Raw genomic sequence first — 9,886 nt, 5'->3', positions numbered from 1 at the left:
AGCAGCTGCCGCCGGCGGGCGGCATCCAGGGGCAGGGACGGTTCGATCTTGTCTCGTTGCATTGCTTTGTCTCCTTCGGGTCGCTTCAGGTGACGCGGCTGCCGGCGGCAGCGCGTCCACGGGCACGCGCGCCTACATGCCGATGCGGTCGGCCCGCTCGACCAGGTTGCGCACGATGCGCACCGACGCGATGTCGATCATCTTTCCGTCGTACTGCACGGCGCCGAGGCCCTGCGCGAGGGCCTGGTCGTAGGCCTGGATCATGTCGCGCGCGCGCGCCACGTCGGCGGCCGGCGGCGAGAAGGCTTCCTGCGCGAGCGCGACCTGCGAGGGATGGATGGCCCACTTGCCGACCATGCCGAGGATCATCGAGCGCCGGCATTCCTCGCGGAAGGCGTCGGGGTCCCTGAAGTCGGCGAAGGGGCCGTCGACGGCATCGATGCGGTGCGCGCGCGCGGCAATGGTCAGCTTGTGGCGCTGGTAGTGCCAGATGTCGCCGGGGTAGCCGCTGGCGCCGCCGATGTCGCGCAGCGAGATGCCCTGGCTCGCCGAGTAGTCGCCCATGCCGAAGATCAGGCACTCGAGCCGCGGCGTGGAGGCCGCGATCTCCTCGACCCGCATCATGGCCTCGACCTCCTCGATCAGCACGTCGATGCCGATGCGCTTCTTGAGGCCCAGCTTCTTCTCCATCATCGACAGCAGCTTGTCGACGAACTGCACGTCGGCCGCGCTCATCGCCTTGGGCAGCATGATCACGTCGAGGTTCTCGCGCGCGCCCTCGACCACCTCGATGATGTCCTCGTAGGCGTACTCGGTCGTCAGGTCGTTGATGCGCACGCAGCGCGTGGTGCGGCCCCAGTCGAGGCCGTTGAGCGCGTGCACGATCTTCGCGCGCGCGGGACGTTTCTCCGACGGCGCGACCGCATCCTCGAGATCGAGGAAGACGAAGTCGACGTCCATGCCGGCGGCTTTCTGCATCATCTTCTCGCTCGAGCCGGGCACGGACAGCTGGCAGCGGCGCAGTCTCTGGGGTCGTTCTTGCATGGAACTCGTTTCCTTCAGGCAGTGGTTTCAGTGGATGACGTGGTCGGCGCGCAGCGCCGCGATCTCGGCCGGCGCGAAGCCGAAGCCCTGGAGCACCGCGTCGCTGTGCTCGCCGGTGAGCGGCGCGCGTCGGTGCACGCCGCCGGGCGTGTCGCTCATGTGGACGGGCGTGCCGGCCACGGTCAGCGCGCGCGCGGCGCCCGGCTGCTCGGTCTCCACCAGCATCCCGCGCGCGCGGAAATGCGCGTCCTCGAAGATGTCCTGCGCATCGAACACCGGGCCGAACGGAATCTCCGCGCCGAGCAGCGACGACAGCTCGGCCTTGGTGTGGCGCGCGGTCCATTCGCCGACCAGGGCCTCGACCTCGGCGCGGTGCGCCATGCGCGCCTCGTTGCTCGCGTAGCGCGGATCGCTCGCGAGCTCGGGCCGGCCCATGCGTTGCACCAGCGGCACCCAGAAGCGGTCGTTGGGCACGCCGAGGCTCACGTGGCCGTCCTTCGCGGGGAACAGTCCGAAGGGGCACAGCAGCGGGTGGCCGTTGCCCTCGGGGCCCGGCGACTCGTGCGAGGCGCTGTACTGGTAGACCAGCCGCTCGCAGATCGCCAGCACCGCATCGACCATCGACACGTCGACGAACTGGCCGCGCCCGGTGCGCTGCGCGCGCCAGCAGGCCGAGGCGATGCCGAAGGCGAGGAAGGTCGCGGGCACCAGGTCGCCGACGCCCGGGCCGATCTTGGTCGGCGCACCCGCGGGCACCGGGCCGGTGATGCCCATGATGCCGCCCATCGCCTGCGCTACCGGGTCGTAGGCCGGCCAATCGGCGTAGGGGCTGCGGCCGCTGCGCGGGTCGCCGAAGCCGCGCATCGCGGCATACACCAGTCGCGGGTTCTCGGCGATCAGCGCCTCGTAGCCCAGGCCCAGCCGTTCCATCACGCCGCAGCGGTAGTTCTCGACCAGCACGTCGGCACCGCGCACCATGCGCAGCAGCGCGGCCTTGCCGGCGGGCTGCTTGAGGTCGAGCGCGAGCGACTGCTTGTTGCGGTTGATCGAGGCGAAGTAGCCACCGAAGCCGCCTTCGGCGATGGTCAGTGCGCCGGGCAGGTGCGGGCCGGTCCGGCGCGTGGGGTCGCCACCGGGCGGCTCGATCTTCACCACGCGTGCGCCCTGGTCGGCCAGCATCATGGTGGCGTAGGGGCCGGCCAGCATGCGCGTGAGGTCGAGCACGACCAGGCCGTCGAGCGCGCCGGTGGCGGCGGGGGCAGCCTGCGTCACCGGCCCGCCCAATGGCTCTTGCGCTTGAGCAGCACGGTGCGCTCGGCCTCGACGCAGAGCTTGTCGTCCTGGTTCAGGCCGTAGTGCCGGAAGCGCACGATGCCGGCGTCGTCGCGGTCGGCCGCGCGCGCTTCCAGCACTTCGCTGTAGGCATAGAGGGTGTCGCCATGGAACACCGGGTGCGACAGGCGGATCCTGTCGAGCGCCAGTTCCTGCAGGCATTGCTCGGCCGTGTCCTGGGCCGCGAGCCCGAGCACCATCGACAGGTTGATGCCGCCGAACACCACGCGCTGCGCGAAGATGCCGCGCGCATCCTGCTTCTTCATCGCGTCCTCGTTGAAATGGCCCTCGGCGGTGTTCATCACCAGGTTGGTGAGCAACACGTTGTCCATTTCGGTCACGGTCTTGCCGCGGTGGTGGCGCAGCAGCAGGCCGACCTCGAAGTCCTCGAAGTAGTTGTCGGCGCTGGTGAGTTCGGCGCTTCTCATGCCGCGCCGCCTTTCTGCGTCACGGCCGCGAAGGCGCGCCCGGCGATCATGGCCTCGACCTCCGACTTGCCCAGCAGGCTGGTCGCGATGATGCGCTGCTGGATCTCCGAGGTGCCCTCGAAGATCTTCGTGAGCCGCGCGTCGCGCCAGTAGCGTTCGACCGGGAACAGCCTGGTGTAGCCCGCGCCGCCGAAGATCTGCATCGCCTCGGAGGTCACGCGCTCGGCCATCTCGGAGGCGAAGTACTTCGCCATCGAGGCTTCCTTGTCGCAGCGCCGGCCGCTGTCGATCTCGCTGCAGACGAAGTGCATGAGCTGGCGCGCCGCCTCGATCTCGGTCGCCATGGTGGCGATCTTGAAGCGGATCGCCTGGTACTCGGCGATCGGCATGCCGAACTGCTTGCGTTCGCCCGCGTAGGCGATGGCGTCCTCGAGCGCACCCTGGGCCAGCCCGATGGCACGCGCGGCCGTGTGGGCGCGCGCGCCTTCCAGGCCCTTGGTCATCAGGTGGAAGGCCTTGCCTTCCTCGCCGATCAGGCAGTCCGCCGGCACGCGCAGGCCGTCGAGCGCGAGCTCGAAGGTCTTCCAGCCGAAGTAGCCGATCTTGGGGATCGGCGCGCCGGTCATGCCCTTCGGAAAGCTGCCGCGTTCCTTCTCGATCAGGAAGCAGGAGATGCCGAGCCAGCGCTTGTCGGCGTTGGGCGGCGGCGCGGTGCGCGCGAACAGCGTGATGTAGTCGGCGCCGTCCGCGAAGGTGCACCAGTACTTGTTGCCGGTGATCACCCACTCGTCGCCGTCGCGCACCGCGCGGCAGGAGATCGAGGCCAGGTCGGAGCCGGTGTCGGGCTCGGACAGCGCGCTGGCGTTGAGGAACTCGCCGCGCACCACGCGCGGCAGGTACCTGGCGCGCATCTCCTCGGGCATGGCGGCCTTGATCCAGCCGCCCTGGGCGCGCGCGACGATCGAGGCGACCGACATCCAGCCGCGCGCGAGTTCCTCGCAGATCAGGCAGTACTCGAAATAGCCGAGACCGAGGCCGCCGTACTGCTCGGGAATCATGATCCCGAAGTAGCCCATGTCGGCGATCTTCTGGCGCAGTTCCATCGGGATCTCGCCCTCCGGGCCGTCGAGCCTGTTGGCGACCGGCAGCACCTCCTTCATCGTGAATTCGCGCGCCGCGTCGCGGATCATGCGACGCTCTTGCGTCATGTAGCCCAGACCATCTTCCGACATCGTTTCAGTTCCTCGTTTTGACCAGGTTCGTGCGCTTGAAGGCGATGACCTCCTCGCCGCGTTGGTTGTTGCCGCGCGTGTGCCAGGTGACGATGCCGTAGCCCGGGCGGTTGCTCGCCAGGCGCGCGGCCACCACCTCGGAGCGGGCCTGGAGCGTGTCGCCCGGATAGACGGGCAGCAGGTAGCTGAGCTCGTCCACGCCGAGGAAGGGGCCGCCGCCCTCGGACAGGTCTTCCACCGACAGGCCGAACACCGTGTTGAACACCAGCAGCGGATTGACCGGCGTGGTCGGGTGGCCATGCGCCTGGGCGAAGGCCTCGTTGGTGTAGTGCGGGTTGTAGTGCAGCGTCAGCGTGGAGAACAGCGTGTTGTCCGCGGCCGTGACCGTGCGGCCCCAGTGGTGCGCGAAGCGGCGGCCGATGTCGAAATCCTCGTACCGGTTGCCGCGTGTCCTGGGCCTGGCCTCGGCCTTCAGGCGTTGGACCGTGATGTCGTTGGGCGTCATTGAATCGCTTCGATCAGGGAGTGGAGGTGGGGGGAGGTGGGGAGTGCCGCGACCGCGTGCACCAACCGCTCGAAGCGCGCGGCCCCGATCACCGGCTCGGCGATCGCGCGCGTCTTGGCATGCAGGCGTTGCCATTGCGCACCGAGGTCGGTGGCGGGAATGGCGACGTTGGCCTGCGCGCTCAGCACCCGGCCGTCGCGCGTGCGCAGGGTGGCGGTCGCGGTGTCGCGCTGCTGCGTGTCGGCGACCTCGAGCGTCACGCGTTCGCGCGCCTGGCGCCAGCGCGGATCGCTTGCCGTCTCGTCGGTGTAGAGACCGAGCGCGGCGGTGTCGGCGCCGTCCAGCGCCAGCGCGGCCAGGTGGCGGATCGAGAACTTGACTTCGAGCCCGGTCGCCGGGGCTTCGATGTCGCAGACGCCGCGGTGGTTGCCTTCGCCCGAGACCGTCAGCGTCATCGTTTCCAGGTCGTCGAGGCCGACGCCGTGGCGCGCGCGCAGTTCGCGGATGGCCTCGATCGACGAGTGCGTGAGGTAGCAGGCAGCGTGGTACTTGAACAGCGTGCGCTCGATCGCGAAGCCGGACGTGGTGTCGATGGTGGCGGGGAAGGGGTTGAGCTCCGGCGCCAGCGTGCGCGCGAAGCCCTGAGCACCCTCGATCGCCTGTTCGTTCGCGGTGAAGCCGCGCGCCGCGAGCTGCGCGGCCATCAGCCCGTTCATCGCGGCCTTGCCCGCGTGCAGCGGCTTGGCCATGGTGCCGAACATCGACTTGAGACCGGCGGCCTGGGTGGCCGCGAGGCCCAGCGCATGCGCGGTCCGCGACGGGTCGAGCCCTTGCAGCTGGGCACAGGCCGCCGCGGCGCCCAGCGTGCCGACGGTGCCGGTCGCATGGAAGCCGTGGCGGTAGTGGCTCGGGCCCACCATCTCGCCGACGCGGCTCTCGATCTCGTGGCCGACCACCACGGCGCGCAGCAGCGCGAGGCCGGAAGCGCCGCGCGCCTGTGCCAGTGCCAGCGCCGCGGGCACCACCGGCACGCTGGGATGTCCGAACATGCGCGAGGCCACGTCGTCGAAGTCGAGCGCATGGCCGGCGGCGCCGTTGATCAGCGCCGCATCGACCGGCCGCGCACGGCGGCCGCTCGCGATCAGCGAGGAGGCTTCGCCGTCGCCGCCACCGTATTCTTCCGCGAGCATCCGCACCAGCGGTTCGCTGCTGCCCGCGATGGTCACGGCGAGCCAGTCGAGCATCACGTGCCGCGCCCATTCGAGCGCCAGCGGCGTGATCGCCTGCTGCGCGCCGCCGCCGATCCATTCGGCCAGCAGCCGCGTGGCCTCCACGTCCTTCGTTCCGCCGGTGTGCGTTTCGCTCATCTTCTTCCTGCCGTCTGGTTGTCTCGTTCGCTGAAGTATCCGGGCGTGCGTCGGCGAAAAGCATCATGGATGTGATGGTTGAGGACGCGCGAGAACCATCACATATGCGATGGAGGGCACGCGAGCGAAGCGGCAGACTGCACGCCCATGAATGCACTTCAGCACCCACCGCGCCGCTCGGCGCTCTACGTTCCGGCCTCCAATCCACGCGCCCTCGCCAAGGTCGGCGGCCTCGATGCCGATGCCGTCGTCTTCGACCTCGAAGATGCCGTCGCTCCCGAGATGAAGGAGGCGGCGCGTGGCCACCTGCTGCAGGTCTTCGAAGCCGGACGGCCCGGGCCGCAGTACAGGGTGGTGCGCATCAACGCCATCGGCAGCGCGGACTTCGATGCCGACATGCGCATCGTGGCGCGCTGTCGCCCCGATGCGCTGCTGGTGCCCAAGATCGGCAGCGCGAACGACGTGCGCTTCCTGTCGGAGGCGGCGCTGCGCCATGGTCTCGGCGCTGAACTGCGGCTATGGCTGATGGTCGAGACGGCCGACGCGCTCGCGGCGCTCGACGACATCGTGCGCGCCGGCCTCGGCGCGCGGCCGCGGCTCGAGGCCCTCGTGGTCGGCACCAACGACCTCGCGAAGGAAACCGGCGTGTTCGCGGGCGATGGGCGGCGCTACCTGATGCCCTGGCTCATGGGTGTCGTATTGAGCGCGAAGCGGCACGGCGTCTGCGTGCTCGACGGCGTCTGGAACGACTTCGCCGACACAGCGGGCTTCGATACGGAAGCCCTGCAGTCGGCGCGCATGGCCTTCGATGGCAAGACGCTGATCCATCCGTCGCAGATCGCGCCGGCGAACGCGGCCTTCTCTCCTTCGGCGGCGGCGCTCGCGCAGGCGCGGGCGATCGTCGCGGCCTTCGAGCTGCCCCGGCATGCCGGCGCGGGCGTCATCAACCTCGAGGGCCGGATGGTCGAGCGGCTGCATCTCGCGCAGGCGCAGCGTCTGCTGGCGATGCAGGCGGCGATCGAGGCGCGCGGCCAAGGCCGCTGAGCGCCGCGCTCAACAGTTGCCGGCGGCGGCCAGCAGCGCGGGCAGCAGTTGCTTGCGCCGCTGGTGCAGCCGATCGACCGGCGCACCGATCCCGATCGCGAGCCGCTGGCCGCGGATCTTGGTGGGGATCAGGGTGGCTATCACGCCCGCGCCCGAGGTCGCGAGATTGGCCGATTCGTACCAGCCCTGTTCGCGCGCCTGCTCGACCGCGCGCAGGGTCTGCGCGATCCGCGCGATCGGGCCGCTCTTGCCGCGCTCGGCGTTGTAGCGCCGCAGCAGCAGCTCGATCTGCTCGTCCTTCATCTCGCTCAGCAGCATGATGCCGATGGCGGCGTGGTGCATGGGCCGCTTCACGCCCGGCGAGGGCGAGAAGCGCAGCGCGTGCTGCGACTGGATCACCGAGATGTACTGCATCGAGAGGCCGCTCTTGCGCCCGAGCAGCACCGACTCGCCGGTCTCGCTGGCCAGGCGGCGCAGCGTGTCGTGGATCGTCTCGCGCTGGCCCGGCATGTGCGTGGCCCACTCGCAGAGGAACGCGACCCGCACCGACGGGCAGTAGCTGCGCGTCGCGCGCTCGTACTCCATGTAGCCCTGGCTGGCCAGGGTCTTGAGCAGCATCGAGACGCTCGATTGCGGCGCGCCCAGCTTCTGCACGATCTCCGCCACGCGCAGCGGCCGCTGCTCGGCCTCGAACAGCTCGAGCAGTTCGAAGACCCGCACCGCGGATTTCACGAGGGTGTTCTGCATGGCGGGTGCTACGCGGCTTGCTCCGGCGGCGGCCGAAGCGCCACGAATTCGCCCGTCAGCCGCCCCACGACCTGCCCGCCGTATTCGAGCTGCGACGACACCGAGATACGGGCCTTGCCCTTGCGCGCCAGCATGCGCGCGAACGGCAGCCACTGCGCGGGTTCGTCGAAGGCCGAGCGCGCGATGAAGTCGCCCTCGATCGGCAGCTCATAGGCCATGGTGTTGCGCTGGATCACGAGCCGGCTGGCTAGGCCCTCGGCCGTCAGCCGCGTGTTGAGCAGCGACCAGGCCGCGAGGATCGCGACCGCCGAGGCGCTGCCGCCGAACACGGTGTCGCGGTGGTTGATGTTGGGCGCGAGCGGTGCGCGCAGCACCACTTCATGCGCTGCCACCGAGGCGACGGACACGGCCATGGCCTTCGAGAGCGGGATATGGTCGTGGAGGTAGTGCTCCAGGTCTGCGGGGTTCAACGCGGTGGTCTCTTTGGAATGTGTGTGTCGTGCTACTTCGGCCGGTGCGTGTGCATGAGGTCCCACGCCAGGCCCGCGGCCCAGCCGATGCCCACGAGCCAGGCACCGAGCTGCACGGTGTCGATGTCGGCCGGTGCGAACCAGTGGACCGCGAGGCCGACGAGCAGGCCTGCCGCTGCGCCGACGCAGGAGGTGGGGGAGATCAGGGCTTCGAGCATGTGCTTGGGTCCGCCGATCATTCTGGAACCGGCCGGGGACGCTGCATTCTCCGGGCTCGGCGGGCGGCGCGGAGCTCCCAGGCGATGCTCAGCGCGGCACTCGACAGCACGGCCAGGACGGCCCAGAGCCATCCGGGTCCGAATGGGGCGTCACCGATCTGCCAGAGCCAGACGCCCAGCGCGAAGCCCGGGAGCAGGCAGACGCAGGAACGCCAGAGGCTGGCGGCGTTCAGGAGTCCGGCGAGAAAGATCAGTGTGTCGAGCATGGCAAAGCCGTCGGCTGTTCAGGGTCGCCGTGTTGCAGGTGCGTGCGGCTGTTCCTCGATGGCGATCGCCTGGTCCAGAACGGCGTGCCATGCACTGGTTTCGCTGAGCGTGTACGACCATCCTTCGCCGCTGTCCTTCCATCGCAGGGATTGCCATTCCGTGGAAGCGCGCAGCGCCAAGGCATCCTTGATGGCCTGTTCGCGCGTAGGAACGGGCAAGGGCCTCTGTCTGAAAGTGCCATGCTGCCGCGAGTAGTCGAGGTACTGGGATGCGAATTCCGGCAGGCCTCCGATCAGGTAGGAGTGGCCGAGGACGAAATGGCTCGTGCCGGAGCGCGCCAGCGGAAAGAGCGGCCAGTGGTCGGGGCGCATGTTCCGCTCGGGAAAATCGGTCAGTCCACCGAATCCGGGTGGCCTCGAGGACGGAGAACCGCGACCGGGTTCGAAAAGAATCCGGCACAACCAGCCGATCCGGATGTCGTTGCCATCGAAAAAACCGCGAGCGAGTGGGGAACTCGACCGGGCCAGTTCTCCAAGTTCCTTCATGGCTTCCGTTTCGCCCAGCGCCACATAGTGATTGGCGGCTTCGGCCAGCAGGGCCGGCGTGACGGATGCCAGCGGAACGTCGAACAGGCGTGGCGCGGCGACGGAGATCGAGTGCAGCAGGACGAGGCTCAGGGCCGCCGCGATGCGATACGGCATCGACCGATTCGCCGCGAGACCTGGCCGGGAAAACAGGGGTCGATGCATCTACTTGCGCACCCGCCCCCGCTTGAAGCGCAGGAACACCCCGATCGCCAGCGCCGCCAGGATCCCGCCGAGGATGAATTGCCCCAGCGCCGCGGCCACCGCGGCGCCGGACACCAGGCCGAAGCCGATGAGCGTTTCGAGCAGCTGCAAGGCCGCGTCGAGCTTCGAATGAAAGTAGCGCTTCATCTCGTGTCGCCGTTGCCGTTCGCGATCCGTCTCAAGGATTCCACCGCCGCAGCCCCAGTGCGTCCGCCTGCTGCCGATACGCCTGGATGCGTTCCCGCACATAGGCATCGAGCGCGGCCCCCGTGAGCGCGAAGGGATAGAGCCCATGCCGCTCGCGCAGCGCAGCATAGCCGGGCGCGGCCATGGCCTCCTCGAAAGCGGTGGTCCAGGCGCGCAGCGCGGTGTCGGGCACGTCGGCGCTGATGTAGAGGCCGCGCACGGTGGGCCACACGAGGTCCACGCCCTGTTCGCGCGCGG

Annotated in this window: 13 protein-coding genes and 1 pseudogene; 1 reads left to right on the top strand and 13 read right to left on the bottom strand. The window is 69.3% G+C overall.

The window, feature by feature from the left end:
- Nucleotides 1-132: 132 nt before the first annotated feature.
- Genes AC27VN_RS22010 through AC27VN_RS21985 form a run of 6 tightly spaced genes read right to left on the bottom strand, consistent with a single transcriptional unit; the run spans nucleotide 133 to nucleotide 5,908 of the window.
- On the bottom strand, nucleotides 133-1,044 hold the full coding sequence (locus AC27VN_RS22010; protein ID WP_261216515.1) for an HpcH/HpaI aldolase/citrate lyase family protein: 912 nt from the start codon (nucleotides 1,042-1,044) through the stop codon (nucleotides 133-135).
- Between the two features lie 27 nt (nucleotides 1,045-1,071).
- A complete protein-coding gene (locus tag AC27VN_RS22005) occupies nucleotides 1,072-2,316 on the bottom strand; it encodes a CaiB/BaiF CoA transferase family protein (protein ID WP_093356086.1) in 1,245 nt (414 codons plus the stop codon).
- Nucleotides 2,313-2,804: a MaoC family dehydratase gene (locus AC27VN_RS22000; RefSeq protein WP_203201675.1), complete on the bottom strand. Its 492-nt coding sequence runs from the start codon at nucleotides 2,802-2,804 to the stop codon at nucleotides 2,313-2,315. Before AC27VN_RS22000 ends, AC27VN_RS22005 begins: the two co-directional genes overlap by 4 nt.
- On the bottom strand, nucleotides 2,801-4,036 hold the full coding sequence (locus tag AC27VN_RS21995; protein WP_490877895.1) for an acyl-CoA dehydrogenase family protein: 1,236 nt from the start codon (nucleotides 4,034-4,036) through the stop codon (nucleotides 2,801-2,803). Before AC27VN_RS21995 ends, AC27VN_RS22000 begins: the two co-directional genes overlap by 4 nt.
- Before the next feature lie 4 nt (nucleotides 4,037-4,040).
- Complete coding sequence (locus AC27VN_RS21990) at nucleotides 4,041-4,541, bottom strand: MaoC family dehydratase (RefSeq protein WP_490877894.1); 501 nt, start codon at nucleotides 4,539-4,541, stop codon at nucleotides 4,041-4,043.
- Nucleotides 4,538-5,908 (bottom strand): MmgE/PrpD family protein, encoded by a 1,371-nt coding sequence (locus AC27VN_RS21985; RefSeq protein WP_490877893.1) that lies wholly within the window; start codon nucleotides 5,906-5,908, stop codon nucleotides 4,538-4,540. Before AC27VN_RS21985 ends, AC27VN_RS21990 begins: the two co-directional genes overlap by 4 nt.
- Before the next feature lie 147 nt (nucleotides 5,909-6,055).
- Here AC27VN_RS21985 and AC27VN_RS21980 point away from each other — a divergent pair, with 147 nt between their 5' ends.
- Entirely contained in the window at nucleotides 6,056-6,952 is an 897-nt protein-coding gene (locus AC27VN_RS21980) for an HpcH/HpaI aldolase/citrate lyase family protein (RefSeq protein WP_490877892.1), read from the top strand.
- 9 nt (nucleotides 6,953-6,961) lie between these two features.
- On the opposite strand, the gene AC27VN_RS21975 is transcribed toward AC27VN_RS21980, so the two are convergent.
- The 7 genes and pseudogenes from AC27VN_RS21975 to AC27VN_RS21945 form a co-directional block, all read right to left on the bottom strand.
- Nucleotides 6,962-7,699 (bottom strand): IclR family transcriptional regulator, encoded by a 738-nt coding sequence (locus AC27VN_RS21975; RefSeq protein WP_490877891.1) that lies wholly within the window; start codon nucleotides 7,697-7,699, stop codon nucleotides 6,962-6,964.
- Nucleotides 7,700-7,707: 8 nt separating this feature from the next.
- Nucleotides 7,708-8,169 carry a YiiD C-terminal domain-containing protein gene (locus AC27VN_RS21970; protein ID WP_490877890.1) on the bottom strand — a complete coding sequence of 154 codons (462 nt, stop codon included), beginning with the start codon at nucleotides 8,167-8,169 and terminating at the stop codon, nucleotides 7,708-7,710.
- Between the two features lie 32 nt (nucleotides 8,170-8,201).
- Nucleotides 8,202-8,387: a hypothetical protein gene (locus tag AC27VN_RS21965; protein WP_093356104.1), complete on the bottom strand. Its 186-nt coding sequence runs from the start codon at nucleotides 8,385-8,387 to the stop codon at nucleotides 8,202-8,204.
- 17 nt (nucleotides 8,388-8,404) lie between these two features.
- Nucleotides 8,405-8,653, bottom strand: coding sequence for a hypothetical protein (locus AC27VN_RS21960; protein WP_490877889.1), 249 nt, complete (start codon nucleotides 8,651-8,653; stop codon nucleotides 8,405-8,407).
- Nucleotides 8,654-8,671: 18 nt separating this feature from the next.
- Nucleotides 8,672-9,355 (bottom strand): hypothetical protein, encoded by a 684-nt coding sequence (locus AC27VN_RS21955; protein ID WP_490877888.1) that lies wholly within the window; start codon nucleotides 9,353-9,355, stop codon nucleotides 8,672-8,674.
- A 48-nt stretch (nucleotides 9,356-9,403) separates the two neighbouring features.
- On the bottom strand, nucleotides 9,404-9,589 hold the full coding sequence (locus AC27VN_RS21950) for a hypothetical protein (protein ID WP_057593617.1): 186 nt from the start codon (nucleotides 9,587-9,589) through the stop codon (nucleotides 9,404-9,406).
- A 31-nt stretch (nucleotides 9,590-9,620) separates the two neighbouring features.
- Nucleotides 9,621-9,886 (bottom strand): annotated as a pseudogene (locus AC27VN_RS21945) (tripartite tricarboxylate transporter substrate binding protein); the annotation flags it as partial.

This window comes from Variovorax sp. 20P10.2.4 (assembly GCF_058244205.1).
This window is presented reverse-complemented; position numbering and strand designations above follow the sequence as displayed.

Bases quoted from the DNA above. Each gene is read 5' to 3' on its own strand.
- AC27VN_RS21965 (WP_093356104.1), bottom strand. From the start codon at position 8,387: ATGCTCGAAGCCCTGATCTCCCCCACCTCCTGCGTCGGCGCAGCGGCA.
- AC27VN_RS21975 (WP_490877891.1), bottom strand. From the start codon at position 7,699: ATGCAGAACACCCTCGTGAAATCCGCGGTGCGGGTCTTCGAACTGCTC.
- AC27VN_RS21955 (WP_490877888.1), bottom strand. From the start codon at position 9,355: ATGCCGTATCGCATCGCGGCGGCCCTGAGCCTCGTCCTGCTGCACTCG.
- AC27VN_RS21960 (WP_490877889.1), bottom strand. From the start codon at position 8,653: ATGCTCGACACACTGATCTTTCTCGCCGGACTCCTGAACGCCGCCAGC.
- AC27VN_RS21990 (WP_490877894.1), bottom strand. From the start codon at position 4,541: ATGACGCCCAACGACATCACGGTCCAACGCCTGAAGGCCGAGGCCAGG.
- AC27VN_RS21985 (WP_490877893.1), bottom strand. From the start codon at position 5,908: ATGAGCGAAACGCACACCGGCGGAACGAAGGACGTGGAGGCCACGCGG.
- AC27VN_RS21950 (WP_057593617.1), bottom strand. From the start codon at position 9,589: ATGAAGCGCTACTTTCATTCGAAGCTCGACGCGGCCTTGCAGCTGCTC.
- AC27VN_RS22010 (WP_261216515.1), bottom strand. From the start codon at position 1,044: ATGCAAGAACGACCCCAGAGACTGCGCCGCTGCCAGCTGTCCGTGCCC.
- AC27VN_RS21980 (WP_490877892.1), top strand. From the start codon at position 6,056: ATGAATGCACTTCAGCACCCACCGCGCCGCTCGGCGCTCTACGTTCCG.
- AC27VN_RS21995 (WP_490877895.1), bottom strand. From the start codon at position 4,036: ATGTCGGAAGATGGTCTGGGCTACATGACGCAAGAGCGTCGCATGATC.
- AC27VN_RS22000 (WP_203201675.1), bottom strand. From the start codon at position 2,804: ATGAGAAGCGCCGAACTCACCAGCGCCGACAACTACTTCGAGGACTTC.